This window comes from Bartonella sp. M0192 (assembly GCF_016102305.1).
GTDB lineage: Bacteria > Pseudomonadota > Alphaproteobacteria > Rhizobiales > Rhizobiaceae > Bartonella > Bartonella apihabitans.
Genome location: NZ_JACFOU010000001.1, coordinates 1,993,008 through 2,011,662 on the forward strand (window position 1 = coordinate 1,993,008; position 18,655 = coordinate 2,011,662).

The window sequence follows — 18,655 nt, forward strand, 5'->3', positions numbered from 1 at the left end:
GTTTTTCGGGCAATTGCGCAACCAAGATAAAGTCCGAAAAGCCGTTGCCCGACGATTCTTGCCCATATAAAAATCTTTGAAGTACAAAACTTTAAAAATTTTCCGTAAATGGCGCCTTTCCGGAACAATCAAAACAAATCTATTTTCTATGAGAAAAAAGACCTTCGATTTGAACAGCCAAGATCAGAAACAATTTGGCAAGAAAAAGAGCAAAAAGCGCTCCATTTTTAAAAAATATAGTCAGGCTACCTCCCTTGAAGCATAGCCATTCAATTGTTTCGATTATATTTTTAAAAACTTTACGTTTCAGGTGAGGCTTTTCAACGTGCCAAGCAGGCGATGAAGTGTGTCGATGGTTGAGACATCCGCAACACCATCAACCTTTTGCGGTCTGAAATGGCGTTGAAAGGCTTTGGTCACCAGTTGCGTGCGTTCGTCAAAAGAGCCGGTGATATCAATGCCGTAACCGTAAAGAGCAAGCATTGATTGATAGGCTTCAACCGGTCTGCCGCTTTCGCCATTGGTCATGAATCGCCCACCGGAAATTGCGGCCGGACGCACGAAATGGCCAATACCGGCCTTAAAAAGTGTTTCCCAAGGAAATTTTTCACCCGGATCGGTTTTGCGATGCGGGGCAATATCGGAATGGGCCAGTACATTCCTCTGTTCAATCGAATATTTTTCAATGATCGACTTGCAAAGTTTGATGACCGACTCAATCTGCTTTTCCGGATAATCGGGAAAGTTCAACAAAGGCCCGCCATTGACAATTTCAATGCCGATTGAATGGGAATTAACATCCGTAATACCGCGCCAGAAACTTTCACCGGCATGCCACGCGCGATGAGCCTCTTGAACCAGTTGCACGACTTTCCCGTCTTCTTCCACAACATAATGGGATGAAACTTTTGCTTCCGGTGAACATAAAAGTTGTTCGGCACTTTCGGCGTTTTCCATGCCAGTATAATGGAGAATAAGAAATTGCGGTTTGGCGCCGTCTTTACGCTCTTCAAAATTAGGTGACGGGCGCACAATTGCTCCCGGATAATCCGTTTTGAAAGATTCTGCACTCATACTGTAACAAACTCCTCACGCACGATAGCCCATGCGTTATTAATAGCCGCCAGACGCTCATTGGCAATAGCCAGAAATTCCTTCGGTAATCCTCGTGCCATAACCCTGTCGGGGTGGTGTTCGCGCACAAGATCATGGTAGCGTTTACGTGCTTCCTCGAAGCTTATACCTTTTTTGAGGCCCAAAACCAGCCACGGATCACTATCACCGATAACAGCGTGGCGTGCGCTGATTACTCTGAACTGCTCTCGAGAAAAACCGAAAATATCGGAGACTTCACGCAAAAAAACGAGTTCGTCCTGATGGATTACGCCATCCGATTTGGCAATATAAAAAAGCCCTTCCAGAACATCTTCCAATAATTGTCCCTGACAATCGGATTCCTGACAAAGCCGGAACAGCCGCCGCGCATAAACATCAAAGCCGGCAATGTCCTGTTTGGCGAGATTATACAGGCGTTCGACATTATGAAACTCGTGGTCTGGAACCGAAAAAATTTCATAAAATGCTTTGACTTCGGCATCGCTTACAACGCCATCGGCTTTTGCCATTTTTGCCGATAAGGCAATCATGGCAACAGAAAAAGCAACTTGTCTGCGTGTTTCAGGATCACCTTCAAAGAAGTTACGCACACGTTCGACAATAGCATTCAACACGTCGCCAGCAACGTTGTTAATAAGCTCGCCAATGCGTGTCCATAATGAAGGCATCCGGTTTTCCTGAATTTGAATTTAATAAGCCTGTTCTATTTGATCGGTCACATTAACAGATAATTTGCCAAGGTCGATTACTGATATCGCAAAACGATAAGAATGAAATTGATCGTTACTGTGCTTTATCCCCGTCAACTGTGGAAGGACGATTCATCGCCTGACGTGCAACCTCCCCCGCTTCACGCGCAAAATTTTCTGCCTGTTCTTCACTCTGGCCACTTTTTAAGGCAGATGCTTTTGCGTCTTCCATCAATTTATTGATGACATCCTGTTTTTGTGCTTCCGTCATATCCGATGGTGTAAGCGGCACTTTTGGCAAACTTATGGCTGACCCTTCAGGGAGGCCTTTTTCCCCATTTATTTCACCGGAATTACTGAAAAAATATGAATATCCCCACCACAAACCGGCAATGACGAGAATGAGGAGAATAAAAAGACCAATGATGCGACGCCAACGAAGTTTTTTCATATTTTTTCCAAAAGTTTTTATTTATATGCCATTCTTTTACTATTTTTAGCAATGGTGAACAGTGATTTTAGAGCCCGATAGGTGTTGAATTGTTGTTCAAAGATAATTTTAAAAAAATGGCGCGCACTTTATTCACGTCAATTGCTTCGGCTCTGTTGCTTACAAGCTGCACCACCTTGTCCTATGACCTTGGCGATATTGTGCCACCATCCGGCACAGCGCCCAAGGGACCAATCAATGCCCCCCGCTTTGATGATCGCAAGCCTCATGACTGGACCGAGCTTACCCCGTGGCATTATCCGATTCACGGAACCGATGTTTCGAAATATCAACAGGCTGTTGACTGGGCAGCGGTCAAACATAGCGGCATTTCTTTTGCATTTATCAAAGCAACAGAGGGTGGCGACCGTGTAGACGACAATTTTCTCCACAACTGGGATGGGACAAAAGAAATCGGTATGCCACGCGGCGCCTATCACTTCTTCTATTATTGCCGCCCCGCTTCCGAACAAGCCAAATGGTACATCAGAAATGTACCGAAGGACCCGACTGCCCTGCCGCCCGTTCTTGATATGGAGTGGAATGATTCTTCACCAACATGCAAAATCCGGCCGCCGGCAGAGACTGTTCGTAGTGAAATGAAGGTCTTCCTATCCATTGTTGAAAAATATTATGGCAAGAAACCCATTATTTATACGACAGTTGATTTCTTTGATCGGAACGGCCTGTCGCAAATAAAAGGTTATTCATTCTGGCTCCGGTCGGTCGCCGGTCATCCGCAAGAAAAATATGGCACCCATCCGTGGACATTCTGGCAATATACCGGAACGGGGCGTGTTCCCGGTATTAAGGGGGATGCCGACATCAATGTCTTTTACGGCAGCCGCGACGAATGGCAAAAATATGTTTCCGGAAAATAAAAAAACAGTCAGACAATAGGCAATTATTGTTTTGACTTATAAATGAGATGCGCATGCCTCTTTATTTCTGTTAAAAAATGGTACAAGACATTTTAAACATCATAAAGTGCAGGAATGAGAATAAATGTTCAAGACAAGACAGGCAATTCTGGCAGCTTCGACATTCTTGTTTGCGACAGTTTTCTGCCCGCTTTCACAAGCTGAAGAACCCGATGCGGCACCCCAGACAGATGATGTCGCAACCAAAGTAGCACGCGAGGCCTGCAGCACGCCAATCGAAACATTCAGAGAGAATGTGGCCGATGAAGCCCGCAAAGCGGGTGTGAGCGAACACGCTATCGACGAACTCAAAAAAGCAACGATAGACCAAAAGGTTATTGAGCGTGATAACAAGCAGGCCATTTTCAATCTCACATTTGCGGAATTTTCAAAACGCGTCATCCCTGAAGCGCGTTTGAAAAAGGGCAAGGAAAACTTGCAGAAATATTCCGATGTTTTTGCAAAAGCGGAAGAAAAATACGGGGTTCCGGGACCGGTTATTGCAGCCTTTTGGGGGCTTGAAACCGATTATGGTGCAGTGCAAGGCAATTTCGATACGTTAAACGCCCTTTTCACCCTCTCCCATGATTGCAGGCGGCCGGAACTCTTCCGTCCGCAATTGATTGCGCTTTTGAAACTGTTCGATCAGGGCGTCGTCAATGCCGAAACAACCGGCGCATGGGCTGGCGAAATCGGTCAAATGCAACTTTTGCCGAAGGATTATCTCGAACGCGGTGTTGATGGCGATGGCGACGGTAAAATCGACCTTAAGGGGTCTGTTGCCGATGCCGTCATGACAGCTGCCCATATGTTGAGCGATCTCGGATGGCGGCGCGGTGAACCGTGGCTTGAAGAGGTGCGCCTAACGCGCGATGATCTGCCGTGGCAAGAAGCAATCAGGCAAAATCGCAAACCCCATTCACAATGGACCAGTTGGGGTGTTACCGGCATTAACGGCCCGTTAGGACCCGATAACGGGGATGCTTCGCTTATGTTGCCAATGGGCCGAAAGGGACCGGCATTTTTAGCCTATGACAATTTCGATATTTTTGTCGAATGGAATAAATCGATTGTCTATGCAACAACCGTTGCCTATTTCGCTTCACGTCTCGCCGGTGCACCCGCTTTTGATATAGGCCATCCCGAAACGGGGTTAACCACCGAACAGATGAAGCAATTGCAACAAAAGCTTGCAGACCGTGGTTATGATATGGGCAAAGTGGATGGCGTTTACGGTATATTGACACGCGACGCGGTGCGGACCGAACAGCTCCGTTTGGGACTTCCGGCCGATTCATGGCCGACAAAAGAATTGCTTGACCGGCTTTGAAGCCATATTCCACATGGCCAAACAAATAGCACATTCAACTCATAGCAAAACGGGCATTTCTGCCCGTTTTTATTATGTCGTTCGCTGTTTTAGAAATAGCATTTTCCCGATGAAATGAGATTTATCCGATCACCGGTTGAAGGCTTCATCTGTTCATTTCCGGAATTTTGAGCCTCTTCTTGCTTCATCCTGAAAGCATTTTCGCCGAGCCCCGTCATTTCTATCGTTCTTGAATAGATGCATTATGCGTTTTCGCCGGCCGCACGGTAATTTACGACAAATTCTCTTATGCCCTTTTATTTTTTAAGCTTCATTGTTTCGGTCTGACAAAAAGCATTTATCCATTGTCATAGCAAAAAGACTTTAACAAAGTCGCATTTTCAACGGGTCATGATTCCGGCACCTCGAAAAAACCTTTTAAAATCAGTTTTTGAAGTACGCATGACTGACACCCATAAACCATCCAATATTTTACTGAAAAAATGCACAAGAAAAGGAAAAACGTCGTTTCATCTCAAGAACCTTGGCGGCAATAATGGAACGCAACAAAATATTGCAAAAGCAAATTCCAAAAAGCGGGAGGAGTTTTCAAAGCGTCAAAGGATAATTCAAAAAGCCAAAAGGATAAATTTGTCCAAACAGAATTCAAAAAATAAAACCCGACCGGAGCAAGCTCCGATCGGGCCTCAACCAAGGGAAATCCGTTGCGGGGGGTCTCGGTCTCCCTGGTTGTTAACCAATTTGTTGCACCTTGATAACGATGCCTCCCTGATATTAACGATCATCACGACGATCACAAGACAAGGGCTGAAAAACCAGAATGAAAATAAGAATTTTTTGCTATAATTTTACTCAATATGATAAAAACATGTCGATTTTGTCTTATATTGGAGCATATCGTAACGAAAAATAGATATTGCATGGAAAATTAACCCTGCATTTCGGGCAATTCGAATCGCTGCTGCAGAACTTGCCTGGTCACCCGTCGGGGGATGGAGTATCGCTTGTGGGTGACCCCAACTCCACCTTTGTTCTTCTTGGTCTTTGCCCTTCCTTCGACATTGCCCTCTTTTGTCTTTACAATGACAGAAAAACACAAAATGCGAAGAATCGGCGCCCGAAGAACCTGTTGTTTTCCGCCCTGCAAGCCTTACCGGACAAGATCATGCTTGCCGCTCACGGAAATATTGTGAACATCTTCATCAAGAAAGAAGTGCTCTATGAAACAACGAGCGCTGTCAATCTTTCGCCCGTCGTGACTAATTTTCGATGAGAAAACCGAATTTTCACTTATGTCACTATCCGTTCAGTCTCCGGTCGCAAGTTCAACCGCGTCTTTTTTCGGTCTGATACCAATAAGGTAACATATGGCATAGACGAGATCGGCCCGATTAAGTGTATAGAAGTGAAAATCTTCAACGCCATGTTCGACAAGATCAAGCACCTGTTCGGCTGCAACTGCGGCCGCTACAAGATCATGCGTTTTCTGGTCTTCTTCCAATCCTTCAAAACGTTGTGCCAGCCAATCGGGAATATGAGTGCCGTTGCGTGCACAGAAGTTTTTAACCTGCCAAAAATTATGAATTGGCAAAATACCGGGCAAAATCGGAATATAAATGCCGGCTTTGCGCACCCTTTCTATATAATCTTCATAAAAATGGTTATCGAAAAAACATTGGGTAATGGCTTTTGTTGCACCATTGTCTATTTTGCGTTTCAAAAGATCAATATCGGTTGCAAAATCGGGACTCTCGGGATGTTTTTCCGGATAAGCCGAAACAGTGATTTCAAAATCCGGATTAATTGCTTTCAAGCCGGCAACGAGCTCAACCGCATTGGCATAACCTCCCGGAGTGGGATGATAACGCCCGCCCGCTCCGTTGCTTGGATCACCGCGCAACGCAACAAAATGATGAATGCCCATAGAGGCGAATTGACGTGCCACACCGTCGACTTCTTCACGTGTTGCATCAACACATGTCAAATGGGCGGCCGCATTAAGGTGTGTTTCCTTGATGATACGTTCAACCGTCCGTCCAGTTCTCTCGCGCGTCGAGCCGCCTGCCCCGTAAGTTACTGAAACAAATTCTGGCTTTAACGGTGCAAGACGCTTGACCGTTTGCCAAAGCATTTCTTCCATTTTCTCCGTTTTTGGCGGGAAAAATTCGAAAGAAACCTTCAGCTTGTCGCCCAGATCGGGGCGGCGTGATAGTGATGGGGCAGACATTAATCGGTCTCCGTTAAGCTATTGTTTTTCAGGCAATCAACAAACGCGGGTCACGGGCGAGCCAAAGCTTGATCGTGAGGCCTTTTGTATTGCCATTTTGTTGTGGTTGAAAACTCAAAGTTTTTTCCAATGTCAAACCGGCTTTATCAAGCCAATCTTCCATTTGGGAATCAGAAAATCCCATACGTATGTGGGCATATTTTTCACGTAAATATTCAAGTTCATGCGGAGCATAGTCGACAATAATGAGCCGCGCACCGGGGCGCATGACACGCGCGGCTTCAAAAATTGCACTTTCAGGGTCCGACAGGAAATGAAGTACCTGATAAATCGTGACGAGATTGAACGTTTCGTTCTCGACCGGCAAGTTAGCCACATCACCTAGTCTAACCTGCGCATTCGAGATACCGGCTTTATCCAGATTTACGCGTGCCACAGCCAACATATCACGGTTGTTATCAATTCCGATGGCGCGCGTATAAAGGGGCGCAAAAAGCTTCAACAAAGATCCGGTACCGGTGCCGATATCCAACATGGACTGGAATGGCGTTGTTCCCACCAGTTCAACCATGGTTTGTTCGACAGTGTTATCGGGTACATGAAGCAATCTGAGTTTATCCCAGTCATGCGCATTTTTGGAAAAATAGGCAGCCGCAGCGCGGCTTCTTTCTTTTTTGACTTCATCAAGTCTTGCCATATCGCCTTCAATAAAATTGTCCCGACGATCAATATGCTCAAGCACTGTGTTTAACATTTCCCGCCGTAATGAACAGGAAGACAATGAAAAATAGGCCCATGCACCTTCCTGATATCGCTCGATCAGGCGAGCCTCCGTTAACAGACGCAAATGTCGGGAAACGCGTGGCTGGGATTGCCCGAGAATTTTGGTAAGATCGGAAACTGTCAAATCGCCCTTGTCCAATAAAAACAAAATGCGCAAACGCGTTGTTTCAGCAACCGCCTTTAATACGTCTACCATTTCGTTCAATGCCAATTGGCGCACCATAACCGTGTCTCCGCTCCTATAGATATAAAGATATCTTTATATATTTTACAAATGTCAAGCAGAGAGATGACTTATGCCCACAAACACCTAAAAATTCCCCCTTCAACGCATATATTCAAGCGTTTGGACATGTCTGATGTCGAACTGGATTTTGCTCTATAACCGGAATATTTGCATGTGACATGAAATGAGCCGGATGGGCTGGAAAACTTTGACCGACAATAAAACGAAGTTTTCGAGTTTTTGCGATAATAAATTTTCTTGTCTGATTTCAAGAACCGCCCGCCGATCTAACCGGAGACTTTAATCCGGCAAATTCCGTTTAACAGCCGTTCCGGCGGTTCCCACTTCATTATTGTTTTTCCAAAAAGCGGAATATTATCTTAAAGGAAAAAAATTTGCTATTGAACCAATGTGCAGAAGCGCAAATCTCTCCATCCCATTGATGAAAAGTCGCAATTGCCTTTGATTTTTCCGCTGTTTTTACATCCAAGCTTATAACCTTAAGAACAATAAAAATCTGTTTGACAAAAAAACGGGTTTCAATTTTTTATTTGTCCATGACAACAAAGAGACAACGCGCTGTTTTAAAGGAATTGACCCTGCTGGTCCCGCAAGCTCCCTATGCTGATAGCGAACCTATCCGGTCTGCCGCTTTAAGCGCACATATGCGACATCTTCCTCCTTCCATTGCGGTGTGGCTCTCGATCGTTGCCTATATCCGCCACACTTATACCGATTATGATAAATTGCGTGATGAAGGTTACGACAAGGATTCAGCGCGTTTTTTTGTCATTGACGATATTAATGAAAAACTGACCGAATGGCGCGCAACGCGTTTTGTAGACATGGATGAAAAATTATAAAAACCACCTGAACGATTTAAGCGGTATTAGCCGCTCTCATGGGAGAAGGGTGTATCGCATGAGAATGCGGGTTCATCACTCCTTTTCCTGATCGCATCGTGATTGTTGAATATGTTATCTAAGATAATAAGCGAGGCTATTAAAGCTTAAAAATTTGTCCTCATGGTTTCACCGGTCAAAAATATCCGCTTTCAGAGCGATCGCGCGTATTTCAATAAACAACCGACGCCCGGAAAAGAAAAAGGGCGGTAAAGCCGCCCTTTCAAATAAACCACTTATGGAAAAAAATTAACGGACAATCACTTTCGAACCGACATCGACGCGCTCAAAAAGATCGACAACATCCTTATTCAGCATGCGGATACATCCTGCCGAAACATTTTTGCCAATACTTGATGGTTGCGTCGTCCCATGGATACGGAAATAGGTATCGTTGTTTCCTTGGAAGAGATAGAGCGCGCGGGCACCCAACGGGCTGTGTAATCCTCCCGGTACCCCGTCAGCAAAGCGTTTATATTGCTGCGGCTTGCGCTGCACCATATCGGCTGTAGGAATCCAGCGCGGCCATTTACGCTTGAAGCGTATTTTCGCCTCACCTTGAAAACCGAGACCGGCAGCACCGACACCAACGCCATAACGGATAGCCTGTCCGTTACCAGTAATAAGATAGAGATAATGGTTTTCCGGTTCTACAATAATCGTACCCGGTATCTCGTCAGACGGATAAGACACAACTGTGCGTTCGAATTGTTCCGGTATCTTGACCGTGACCGGCGGAATCTTGAATGGTTCGTCAGGAGTTTGCTCATACCGGTCATAAACCGATTGCGTACCAAGCAAGGTTGAGGTCACGACCGGTTTTTTAGGCGCGGCTTTGACACTGTTATCTGACGAAACCGTCGGCGGTGGCGTTGTCGCACATCCGACAAGACCTACTCCCAAAACACCCAGAATTGCTGCAAGCCCTAATTTTTGCTGCCAGAAATATTTCATTTTCAGTCTAGAAACCTCGTGATTGCGAAACGCCATAGTGCGCATATTTTTTCGTACAACGTGGTTAATAGATAGTTAACATAATAAAAAGTATTTTCAGATTATAACCACCATTTTTAAAGCTATTTAAGCTCTTTAAAGACAACTTTTCCGCGTAGAAAGACAATTATGCAACAGTAAATGAAGTGGTGCGCCGCTTTTAGTGAGCAAATTTCAACCCCGAAAACTTCAAAAACACTAACGCGGTCAAGACGAATCAATTGGTGGTTAAAAACACCGTTAAAAATCGTCTTCCCGTTTATTATGGCAATTGCCTCCACTTCCGCCCCAAATCCGATTTTTGATTTGCTATTTCATTATTTCATAGTTCTATTTATCAAATTAACTCCATTAAAATGTATAAAAAATATATTATATTAATAGATAAATTACGTTTATATAAAACTATTAATAATATACATTATAATATTAATCACATAAAATATTCTTTAATTGATATATATTTAATAATAAAATATTTTTTAGAATATAACAAACTATTAAGCTATAAAAGATAAGCGCTTTTTGTTGATAAAGCGGCTTAACGGTCGAGATTAAAAGAAATTTTCCATTGATTGCATCTTTAATCGGGCATTGTGTTCTCCTATTAGATTAAGGTGACGCAATTGGAATATGATTGAGCATAGTTGTTTTTAACTGGTTTTCGCCGACGAATAGCGAGCCTTTTCACTATCATCTATATTGATTTGAACAGATGTGGCAGACCCCCATGGGAAATCTGCGCGACAAATCTCGTGAAACGGTTTTAATCTGAAAAATTATTTAATCCCATCCCGATGTGAGCTTGTCCGGAAACCAGAAAAATAAAAAGAGCCATAACATATATGGCTCTTTCAATTGGATTCATGATAGCAACACGCAGATTTTGATCTTGACCTTTATTTCACCAAAACCAAAAACAGGCGGGGAAAGCGTAACAGCACTTTGCCGTCATATTGCGTCGGATAGAGTTTTTTGATGCGTTCCAGATAAAGTGCCAGATAATCCTGTTTTTCTTGCTCGTTAAGTGGTGCCAGAAATGGCCGTAAAGCTGCACCTTTAACCCAGTCAACAATTGCTTCGTGATTTTCCATAATCGGGTTATAGATTGTCTGCCAGAGATCGATATAATGCACGAGCGGTTTTAATGCGTCATAATAGACCGAGACATTCGGCAATTTTTCGCGTGCCACCGAACCGATGCGATCATTCCACCTTTTGTCTTCCGCCACGTGAATCATTGCACGGTGAAGCGGCTCGAACAAGTTGTCCGGCATTTGTACAGCAAGCGCCGCACCGTTTTTCATAGATGATACGAGGCGCTTCATCTGTTCGATATGATCAGGCAACCATTGGAAGACGGCATTGGAAAACAACAGGTCAACATCTGCATCCGGCGACCATTTCTCGATATCCTGAACCGTAAATTCGATCTTCGGCAAACGTTTCTTGGCATTGGCAATCATTTCCGGAGAAGAGTCAAAACCGGTTATTTTGGCCTTTGGCCAGTGTTCACACAAAACTTCGGTAGAGGTACCGGGACCACAACCGAGATCGACAATGTTTTTAACCTCTTTCAGAGGGACAGCATTAGCGAGGTCATGTACCGGCCTCAAACGTTCATCCTCGAATTTCAAATATTCTTTTGCTGACCAATCTTGCATCGGTATTCTCCATTGTCTCATCTGTGCAGTGAGATAAGTTTATCACTTTTCGGGTTCAAGACACCCATAAAGTCAAAAATTCTTTCTATCCTGCCATCCCGCTTATATGATTTCTCACATAGTCTTTTCATGTCGTCAATCTTTGTAAGGCTATAAGGCCTATCCGGTTTGAGCGCTATGCCATCGCGGCTGAATGTGCTACCCGCCTTTAAAAACACCGCCTTCCGGTCATTGCCATGGACGTTATTTGACCAATTGCCTAATTGACTTGCCACTCGAACGTTGTGCTCCGTCTGTTCTTTGAAGATTTTTGCGCCTTCTCATCCATCTGACAAAGCAAGGATATTACAATCAGACAAGCTCGCTGGTTAAGTGTGGTGCTCATTACCAATTACAATCCGTTGTTAGATCTAGCGGTTATTTCCCCTTCCCATGACCATTGTCGTGAATACGGCCTGAAGCAATGCCCCCTCTTAAGCAATCATCAGATGATATTTTATAAAAAATTTTAACTTCATAAAAAAGCGGAGGTCAGCTCCGCTTTTTAGTAATTTCAAATTGGAAAACAGGTTTCTCGCCACGGTATTGACCGGAACGATCAAGTTAACGCGTTAAACGTTTATAGGTAACCCGTTTCGGATTGACCGATTCAGGTCCAAGACGGCGTATCTTATCGGCCTCGTAATCTTCAAAATTGCCTTCAAACCATTCAACATGGCTATCTCCCTCGAAAGCCAACATATGCGTTGCCAGACGGTCAAGAAACATACGATCGTGACTGATAACAACGGCGCAACCGGCAAAATTTTCGAGTGCCTCTTCAAGTGCTGCCAGCGTTTCAGTGTCCAGATCATTGGTCGGTTCGTCAAGCAATAGCACATTGCCGCCTTCTTTGAGAAGTTTTGCAAGATGCACACGATTTCTCTGGCCGCCTGAAAGATTGCCAACCTTTTGTTGCTGGTCGCTTCCCTTGAAGTTGAACGCACCACAATAGGCACGGCTGTTCATCTCGTATTTGCCGAGTTTTATGATGTCGTTACCGCCGGAAATTTCTTCCCAGACTGTTTTATCCGGATCAAGTGCGTCACGGCTTTGGTCAACATAGCTCATTTTCACTGTGTCACCGATACGAATTGTTCCCGAATCCGGTTTTTCCTGACCGGTCAGCATTTTGAACAAAGTTGTTTTACCGGCACCGTTGGGGCCAATCACCCCGACAATACCACCAGCCGGCAATTTGAAAGAAAGATCGTCAATCAAGACATGTTCGCCGAACCCTTTGGTCAAATGTTCTACTTCAATAACAACCTGCCCCAGTCTTTCGCCAACCGGAATAATAATTTGCGCTTCACCGGGGCGACGATCATTGGCCGCCTTAACCAATTCATCATAAGCCTTGATACGCGCTTTCGACTTTGCCTGACGGGCCTTCGGGCTTGATGCAATCCATTCCTGTTCACGCGTCAAAGCTTTCTGGCGGGCAGCTTCTTCACGGCCTTCCTGTGCAAGGCGCTTGGCTTTGGCTTCCAGATAAGCCGAATAGTTGCCCTCGTAAGGTATGCCATGTCCACGATCAAGCTCCAGAATCCAACCGGTGACGTGATCTAGGAAATAACGGTCGTGGGTGATGATGAGAACAGCCCCCGGATATTCGCGCAAATGCTTTTCAAGCCATGCTGTCGTTTCGGCATCAAGATGGTTGGTCGGCTCGTCAAGCAAAAGTAGATCAGGCTGTTGCAGCAGCAATTTACATAAAGCGACACGGCGTTTTTCACCACCCGACAATTTTGAAACATCGGCATCTGCAGGCGGGCAGCGCAATGCATCCATTGCCATTTCTACCTGCGAATCGAGATCCCAAAGGTTTTGACTATCGATGATGTCCTGAAGTTTTGCGCCTTCATCAGCGGTTTCATCAGAATAATTCATCATCAATTCATTATAGCGGTCAAGAATTGCCTTTTTATCGGCAACACCTTCCATCACATTGCCGCGCACATCTTTTGACAGATCAAGCGTCGGCTCTTGCGGCAAATATCCGCAGGTTGCTCCCTCTGCGAGCCAGGCTTCACCGGTGAATTCCTTGTCAATGCCTGCCATAATCCGCAAAATTGTCGACTTGCCGGCACCATTTGGCCCCAGAATACCTATTTTTGCATCCGGATAAAAAGACAGATTGATATTGTCCAAAATCTTTTTATTGCCATAGGATTTGCTCAGACCAGCCATGTGATAGATAAATTGCCGCGCCATATATTTTCCATTCCTTGATTACTGCGCTTCATGAAACGCCTTCATCGACATTTCCTGCGGAAATGCGTTCAAAACAAATTCTTTTCTGATCTTTTAACCGAAAGAGTTGGTCTCGGCAATCTTTAGCCGCTGCAATCTTTAGCAGCAGCAATCTTTAGCCCCGGCAGAACGAAATTAAAAAAGTAAAACAAAATTAAAGAAGCAAACAATTTTAAAAGCCAAAACTTGTTTCCAAGTACTGTTTTATGATTATGCTCATCACATCATGCGCGACCTGTTCACCTGATATGCCCATGATCCACGGTTTCAAATTGGCAAACAGAGCTTCTGAACTGGCGGTGGCGATGATCTCGCATTCCGGAATGATTAAAGCCGAGTGCGAATTTTTTCGTCACTCGGCTTCCCCCTCTGGCAATAAGCAAAACGCTTTTCAAGCGTTTGCTCCCCGTATTGATTTAAAACTTGGCAAATTATACCAACTTTTTATATTTTTGATATTAACATGAAACAATATTGCTTTATTTTACTCACTGACGCAAGTAAAAACACCAAGCAACGGGAGACCCTTCCAGTTTTAAACCAATGACTGAAAAATTCTTACAAAAAAGCCAGTCACAGCCGCGAAAAAAACCGGTCATTTTTGACCGGGACGGTAACACAAATGTTTTTTTCGAAGCAAAAAACACCTTGCTTGTACCCGATTGTTTGTTTGAAATGTCCGCTTCACTCGCCACAGTAGATAAAACAGTTTATCGGATTGACCGTAAATTGAAGCTGCAAAATGCTCCGGAAGACAGAAACATAGTGATCTATGCCCCCTTTCCATTGGGCTTATGGGCAATACACACGTTCACTCGCAGTCATTCGATAAAACTCGTTCTTGATAAACAGAAGAGTTATAGTTACTGGCGTTTGTTGCTATTGCGACTAACGTTAAAAAATGAAAAGCGACGCATGGGGTCAGATGTTTTCAGCCCGCTTATGATGCGACGCTTACGTGACATTTTATCGGTTGCCGATTACTACGCTCTCACAATCGGTGATTGGCTGTCTTTTCCGGATAAGTTACCGCCGCAACTTTTCGGATTGTCGAAGAATATTTTTTGGCTCACCGACAAAACGTCCCCTCGCGACATTAGTGATTTTGTCAACTCGCCCTCCCTTTTAAACTCGGACAAGTTTTAAAATCGGGCAGCTTTTAATTGTCAACTTTGTGTTGGACGAGCGGGCTTTATTGCGGTATCGCAAATGTTAAGCTCGCTAGATATAAATGAGGAGAATTTGATGCGCTTTATTGCTGCACTCATCATAATTGTTTTTTTTCAAACAAATCTGTTCGCTCAGGAAACGAACGTAAAATGTAGCGATTTGGCGGGATTAGGTCGTACGGTCATGATGGTTCGCCAAAGCGGTGTTCCTATTGATAAAGCAACAACTCTTGTTCTTAACGGATTAAAGGAAAGATCGGCCGAAGATCAGAAGATTCTTGATCCGGTTTTCAGAAAGATCGTCGAACTTGCCTATGAGGAAAAGCAGTTTTCGACCAATCGTGAGCGGATTGATGCCGCCGGAAATTTCGAGCAAACGATCTTGAAGCGTTGCGAAAGGAGACTTCCGAGAAGTTAAGAAAACTGCATGATCATTTTCCGAATGAACGGAAATATCTAAGCTCGTCACCGTTATCTTCATTTCGCTCTTTTCCTGAGATGAAAACAAACAGACTTGAAGCCAAGGACATTTCACAGGACAAGGCAAGCGATAGAACGTACCAACCGTTGTTTTCATGAACGGTCGTTCCAGTCAGTGTTCAGGCCGCATTTCTTCCGCCGATTCTGATTGAACGGACAATTTCAGCGCAGATATGACCTACAGTTTGAATTGATAACCGGAAACGGGGTTAGACTTTAAAGGAAAACCCCGTTTTCATTTCTGACTCATACTGTTTTCTAATTGATAGATAGTCATGATCTTCAAGATAGTTCGGGAAGTCTTTGCCATTCGTGTATGCCAGTCGTGATTCCTCGTTGATCCGGTCATGGACATTTTTAAGCAAATTATAGAGTTCACTATCAATATCGAAATTCTTTGCCGCAACTCCGTTGCGTCTGGCTGAAGCTTCATAATCAGACACGATATGCGCTCGTTTATCATTCCAAAGAAATGTCTGCTTTTCCTTCACCCCTGCCTTATCCAATGACTTTATACTGGCTTCTTGTGCAGCAGCATAATCACCTGATTTATTGTATTCAGCCCAAAAAGCATCAAGCGTTTGCTTCTCAAGAAAGAAGCCAGCATTCGCTTTATCTTCCTCATTATACAATCCATCTTCATTGAGAAGAATAGAGGCTAAATCCTCTCGTGAAAGACCTTCAAACGACTTCGGATCAGAGGTCAAATTAAGTTTTACGGGGCTAGCTTCTTCTTTTTGCCCGGACGCATCAGCTTTCGTAAAAGTTGACGTTCGAGAATTTGCCTCGGTCATCTGTCGGGGTGAAATATTTGTATATTTTGTATATGAAGTATTTATCATGTTACAAACCTTGAAATGGCATGTACTGTCATCATGTCAGCCGACTACCCGATAGCATTTTTCATAAATGCATTTATTATTATATTATAAATTATGATTATTAGCAATTTTATGGCATTCGTCTTTTTATGATTTCAATAAATGTAAGAAATACATACATTTATCATAAAATTTCTTTGTTTTTTAAGACCTTTAGACCCGAATATTGCTAAAGAACTTGACCAGATGCATCAGCACCCGATTGCAATGAGGTGAATTTTTTAAACCTTATAGATGATTTGAAAATCATATGTGAAGCCACATTGTGTGGCTCACCAGTAAAATTGCGACGAAACGACAAATTGTTTCACGGCAAAAACATTTCTATTTTACCCTGACCGGAACGAACCCTAAAATGGAATAAAGGCCGGAAGAATTTATCCGGAATTTTTTCTTAAAGAGCGCCCATTAACAGTTTGACACCGGAATCATTCATGGTTTTCAGCATAAGATCAAGCGAACCGTTGAGATCAATACCGGCACAAGCAGCAAGCGCTACCGACACATCAAAGCCACAATTTTTGGCGTCCAGCGCCGAATAGGCCACACAAAAATCGGTTGCAAGGCCGCAGAATGTAAGCTTGTTAATGCCACGTTCCTTCAGATAGCCGCGCAACCCTGTCGGGGTTTTACGGTCATTTTCAAAAAAAGCCGAATAACTGTCAATTTTCGGATCCATCCCTTTGCGAATGATCATTTCAGCCTTATCCACAGGCAAAGACCCGTGAAGCGCTGCACCTTCCGACCCTTGGATACAATGATCCGGCCAAAGTGTTTGCGGGCCATAATCGACTGTTATTGTGTCATAGGCAGAAAAACCCGAATGGTTCGACGCAAAACTTTGATGGTTTTGCGGATGCCAATCCTGAGTAAGGATAACATGGTCGAAGCGCATCATAAGCGCGTAAACAGTTGGAAGAATAAGATCACCTTCGGGAACAGCAAGTGCGCCACCGGGTAAAAAATCATTTTGTACATCAACAACAATAAGTGCCTCGGTAGCCATTTTTTCTCCCCTTAATTCCCCAAGTGACAGTTGCAGTCACGGGAAAACAGTCATATCAAACAAGAACAATATTTTGCAAGGAAGACTTTGATGAAAATTACCATGATCGGTAGCGGTTATGTCGGGCTGGTTTCAGGTGTTTGTTTCGCCGAATTCGGATTTGATGTGACCTGTGTTGACGCCAATCCTGATATTATTGCCCGATTGAACAAAGGGGAAGCAACTATTTTTGAACCCGGACTGGACGAGATGATGGTCAGAAACATCAAAGAACAACGTCTGTCTTTTTCAATCGATCTTGAAAATAGCGTCAAAGAAGCTGACGTCATTTTCCTGGCTGTTGGTACGCCGTCGCGTCGCGGCGATGGGGAAGCAGATTTACACTTTATAGAACAGGCTGCCGATCAGGTAGCTCATGCTATGAAGGATGGTGCAGTTATCGTCATTAAATCGACTGTTGTTGTCGGCACCAATTCGCGCATTCGTAAACGTATAGAAAAATTGCGTCCGGATATCCATTTTTCAATGGTTTCCAACCCCGAGTTTTTACGCGAAGGTTCGGCTATTGAAGACTTTATGCGCCCTGACCGGGTTGTTGTGGGTGTCGAAGATGAACGCGGACGCGAAACAATGCGCAGGCTTTATCGGCCGCTTTACTTAAGGGAAACGCCACTGGTCATTACCTCGCTCGAAAATGCCGAACTGATAAAATATGCGGCCAATGCCTTCCTTGCAATGAAGGTCACTTTTATCAATCAGGTTGCCGATTTATGCGAAAAAACCGGCGGCAATATTCAGGAAGTCGCTCAGGCAATCGGCATGGATAAACGTATCGGTTCCAAATTTTTACATGCTGGTCCCGGTTTTGGTGGCTCGTGTTTTCCAAAAGATACGCGCGCCTTTGCAGCAACCGGCCTTCATTACAATGCCCCCCAACAATTGATTGAAACAGTTATTTCAATCAATGAAGAACGTAAGATAAAAATGGGTGAACGCATTATCAAAGCCGCGAAAGAAAAAAACACTAATACAGTCGCCGTCCTTGGTGTAACATTCAAACCCAACACCGATGACATACGGGAATCTCCTGCTTTGAGCATTATCAAAGTTTTGCAGGAGGCCGGCTTGACGGTACGTGCGCATGATCCGGAAGGGGAAGAACAGGCCAAGAAAGTTCTGGATAATATTGTTTGGTGCTCCTCTCCCTATGAAGCTGCAAAAGGCGCCGGCGTACTCACAATCATTACGGAATGGAATGCCTATCGCGCACTTAACCTGAAAAAACTCGCCGAACTTATGCCACAGGGGAAAATTGTAGATTTGCGCAATATCTATAAAAAGGAAGAATTTCAAAATATAGACCTGGACTATATATCCATTGGCCGTTGATCAGGTTTCTGGTGTTATCCATAACCGGCCCTATTGCGCGTTCGGTTAGGCAATTATATTTGAAGTTTTATAACAAAACTCACTGTTGAATTGTGAAA

General features: G+C 44.1%; 18 protein-coding genes. 8 read left to right on the top strand and 10 right to left on the bottom strand.

Annotated features, from left to right (window positions below; all coding sequences use genetic code 11):
* Positions 1 to 306 precede the first annotated feature (306 nt).
* The 3 genes from H3S82_RS08730 to H3S82_RS08740 all read right to left on the bottom strand — a co-directional run bounded on the left by H3S82_RS08730 (position 307) and on the right by H3S82_RS08740 (position 2,256).
* Complete coding sequence (locus tag H3S82_RS08730) at positions 307 to 1,074, bottom strand: N-acetylmuramoyl-L-alanine amidase (RefSeq protein WP_198232915.1); 768 nt, start codon at positions 1,072 to 1,074, stop codon at positions 307 to 309.
* Positions 1,071 to 1,784 carry a DnaJ family molecular chaperone gene (locus H3S82_RS08735; protein WP_198232914.1) on the bottom strand — a complete coding sequence of 238 codons (714 nt, stop codon included), beginning with the start codon at positions 1,782 to 1,784 and terminating at the stop codon, positions 1,071 to 1,073. Before H3S82_RS08735 ends, H3S82_RS08730 begins: the two co-directional genes overlap by 4 nt.
* Positions 1,785 to 1,899: 115 nt before the next feature.
* Entirely contained in the window at positions 1,900 to 2,256 is a 357-nt protein-coding gene (locus tag H3S82_RS08740) for a hypothetical protein (protein ID WP_198232913.1), read from the bottom strand.
* Between the two features lie 116 nt (positions 2,257 to 2,372).
* On the opposite strand from H3S82_RS08740, the gene H3S82_RS08745 reads away from it, so the two are divergent.
* The 4 genes from H3S82_RS08745 (at position 2,373) to H3S82_RS08760 (ending at position 5,818) form a co-directional block, all read left to right on the top strand.
* Positions 2,373 to 3,176, top strand: coding sequence for a GH25 family lysozyme (locus H3S82_RS08745; protein WP_077973578.1), 804 nt, complete (start codon positions 2,373 to 2,375; stop codon positions 3,174 to 3,176).
* 124 nt (positions 3,177 to 3,300) lie between these two features.
* Positions 3,301 to 4,545 (top strand): lytic murein transglycosylase, encoded by a 1,245-nt coding sequence (locus H3S82_RS08750; RefSeq protein WP_198232912.1) that lies wholly within the window; start codon positions 3,301 to 3,303, stop codon positions 4,543 to 4,545.
* Between the two features lie 390 nt (positions 4,546 to 4,935).
* Complete coding sequence (locus H3S82_RS08755) at positions 4,936 to 5,391, top strand: hypothetical protein (protein WP_198232911.1); 456 nt, start codon at positions 4,936 to 4,938, stop codon at positions 5,389 to 5,391.
* Between the two features lie 160 nt (positions 5,392 to 5,551).
* Positions 5,552 to 5,818 (top strand): hypothetical protein, encoded by a 267-nt coding sequence (locus H3S82_RS08760; RefSeq protein WP_198232910.1) that lies wholly within the window; start codon positions 5,552 to 5,554, stop codon positions 5,816 to 5,818.
* A gap of 33 nt (positions 5,819 to 5,851) precedes the next feature.
* On the opposite strand, the gene metF is transcribed toward H3S82_RS08760, so the two are convergent.
* Both metF and H3S82_RS08770 read right to left on the bottom strand, forming a co-directional pair.
* Positions 5,852 to 6,772, bottom strand: a complete 921-nt coding sequence (gene metF / locus H3S82_RS08765) for a methylenetetrahydrofolate reductase [NAD(P)H] (RefSeq protein WP_198232909.1) — start codon at positions 6,770 to 6,772, stop codon at positions 5,852 to 5,854.
* 28 nt (positions 6,773 to 6,800) lie between these two features.
* On the bottom strand, positions 6,801 to 7,778 hold the full coding sequence (locus H3S82_RS08770; RefSeq protein WP_198232908.1) for a metalloregulator ArsR/SmtB family transcription factor: 978 nt from the start codon (positions 7,776 to 7,778) through the stop codon (positions 6,801 to 6,803).
* 554 nt (positions 7,779 to 8,332) lie between these two features.
* Between H3S82_RS08770 and H3S82_RS08775 the strand changes: the two genes are divergently transcribed.
* Positions 8,333 to 8,644, top strand: coding sequence for a DUF2293 domain-containing protein (locus tag H3S82_RS08775; protein ID WP_198224268.1), 312 nt, complete (start codon positions 8,333 to 8,335; stop codon positions 8,642 to 8,644).
* Positions 8,645 to 8,932: 288 nt separating this feature from the next.
* Here H3S82_RS08775 and H3S82_RS08780 read toward each other — a convergent pair whose 3' ends face one another.
* The 3 genes from H3S82_RS08780 to ettA form a co-directional block, all read right to left on the bottom strand.
* Positions 8,933 to 9,637, bottom strand: coding sequence for a L,D-transpeptidase (locus tag H3S82_RS08780; protein ID WP_198232907.1), 705 nt, complete (start codon positions 9,635 to 9,637; stop codon positions 8,933 to 8,935).
* Between the two features lie 938 nt (positions 9,638 to 10,575).
* Positions 10,576 to 11,340 carry a trans-aconitate 2-methyltransferase gene (gene tam / locus H3S82_RS08785; protein WP_077972013.1) on the bottom strand — a complete coding sequence of 255 codons (765 nt, stop codon included), beginning with the start codon at positions 11,338 to 11,340 and terminating at the stop codon, positions 10,576 to 10,578.
* 603 nt (positions 11,341 to 11,943) lie between these two features.
* On the bottom strand, positions 11,944 to 13,593 hold the full coding sequence (gene ettA, locus H3S82_RS08790) for an energy-dependent translational throttle protein EttA (RefSeq protein ID WP_198232906.1): 1,650 nt from the start codon (positions 13,591 to 13,593) through the stop codon (positions 11,944 to 11,946).
* A gap of 714 nt (positions 13,594 to 14,307) precedes the next feature.
* Between ettA and H3S82_RS08795 the strand changes: the two genes are divergently transcribed.
* Positions 14,308 to 14,778 (top strand): hypothetical protein, encoded by a 471-nt coding sequence (locus H3S82_RS08795; RefSeq protein WP_198232905.1) that lies wholly within the window; start codon positions 14,308 to 14,310, stop codon positions 14,776 to 14,778.
* Between the two features lie 99 nt (positions 14,779 to 14,877).
* The gene (locus H3S82_RS08800) at positions 14,878 to 15,219 is read left to right on the top strand and encodes a hypothetical protein (protein WP_077972021.1); all 342 of its coding nucleotides are present in this window, start codon (positions 14,878 to 14,880) and stop codon (positions 15,217 to 15,219) included.
* A 271-nt stretch (positions 15,220 to 15,490) separates the two neighbouring features.
* Here the strand turns inward: H3S82_RS08800 and H3S82_RS08805 are convergent, their stop codons facing one another.
* Positions 15,491 to 16,123, bottom strand: a complete 633-nt coding sequence (locus tag H3S82_RS08805; RefSeq protein WP_198232904.1) for a hypothetical protein — start codon at positions 16,121 to 16,123, stop codon at positions 15,491 to 15,493.
* 433 nt (positions 16,124 to 16,556) lie between these two features.
* The gene (pncA, locus tag H3S82_RS08810; protein WP_198232903.1) at positions 16,557 to 17,168 is read right to left on the bottom strand and encodes a bifunctional nicotinamidase/pyrazinamidase; all 612 of its coding nucleotides are present in this window, start codon (positions 17,166 to 17,168) and stop codon (positions 16,557 to 16,559) included.
* A 90-nt stretch (positions 17,169 to 17,258) separates the two neighbouring features.
* On the opposite strand from pncA, the gene H3S82_RS08815 reads away from it, so the two are divergent.
* On the top strand, positions 17,259 to 18,557 hold the full coding sequence (locus H3S82_RS08815; RefSeq protein ID WP_198232902.1) for a UDP-glucose/GDP-mannose dehydrogenase family protein: 1,299 nt from the start codon (positions 17,259 to 17,261) through the stop codon (positions 18,555 to 18,557).
* The last annotated feature ends 98 nt before the right edge of the window (positions 18,558 to 18,655 follow it).

What these genes read in the sequence shown, in the direction of transcription:
- H3S82_RS08815 (WP_198232902.1), top strand. Translation starts at nt 17,259, where the DNA reads ATGAAAATTACCATGATCGGTAGCGGTTATGTCGGGCTGGTTTCAGGT.
- H3S82_RS08735 (WP_198232914.1), bottom strand. Translation starts at nt 1,784, where the DNA reads ATGCCTTCATTATGGACACGCATTGGCGAGCTTATTAACAACGTTGCT.
- H3S82_RS08730 (WP_198232915.1), bottom strand. Translation starts at nt 1,074, where the DNA reads ATGAGTGCAGAATCTTTCAAAACGGATTATCCGGGAGCAATTGTGCGC.
- H3S82_RS08750 (WP_198232912.1), top strand. Translation starts at nt 3,301, where the DNA reads ATGTTCAAGACAAGACAGGCAATTCTGGCAGCTTCGACATTCTTGTTT.
- H3S82_RS08740 (WP_198232913.1), bottom strand. Translation starts at nt 2,256, where the DNA reads ATGAAAAAACTTCGTTGGCGTCGCATCATTGGTCTTTTTATTCTCCTC.
- H3S82_RS08795 (WP_198232905.1), top strand. Translation starts at nt 14,308, where the DNA reads ATGTCCGCTTCACTCGCCACAGTAGATAAAACAGTTTATCGGATTGAC.
- H3S82_RS08770 (WP_198232908.1), bottom strand. Translation starts at nt 7,778, where the DNA reads ATGGTGCGCCAATTGGCATTGAACGAAATGGTAGACGTATTAAAGGCG.
- tam (WP_077972013.1), bottom strand. Translation starts at nt 11,340, where the DNA reads ATGCAAGATTGGTCAGCAAAAGAATATTTGAAATTCGAGGATGAACGT.
- H3S82_RS08755 (WP_198232911.1), top strand. Translation starts at nt 4,936, where the DNA reads ATGATTCCGGCACCTCGAAAAAACCTTTTAAAATCAGTTTTTGAAGTA.
- H3S82_RS08805 (WP_198232904.1), bottom strand. Translation starts at nt 16,123, where the DNA reads ATGATAAATACTTCATATACAAAATATACAAATATTTCACCCCGACAG.
- H3S82_RS08800 (WP_077972021.1), top strand. Translation starts at nt 14,878, where the DNA reads ATGCGCTTTATTGCTGCACTCATCATAATTGTTTTTTTTCAAACAAAT.
- ettA (WP_198232906.1), bottom strand. Translation starts at nt 13,593, where the DNA reads ATGGCGCGGCAATTTATCTATCACATGGCTGGTCTGAGCAAATCCTAT.
- H3S82_RS08780 (WP_198232907.1), bottom strand. Translation starts at nt 9,637, where the DNA reads ATGAAATATTTCTGGCAGCAAAAATTAGGGCTTGCAGCAATTCTGGGT.
- pncA (WP_198232903.1), bottom strand. Translation starts at nt 17,168, where the DNA reads ATGGCTACCGAGGCACTTATTGTTGTTGATGTACAAAATGATTTTTTA.
- metF (WP_198232909.1), bottom strand. Translation starts at nt 6,772, where the DNA reads ATGTCTGCCCCATCACTATCACGCCGCCCCGATCTGGGCGACAAGCTG.
- H3S82_RS08745 (WP_077973578.1), top strand. Translation starts at nt 2,373, where the DNA reads ATGGCGCGCACTTTATTCACGTCAATTGCTTCGGCTCTGTTGCTTACA.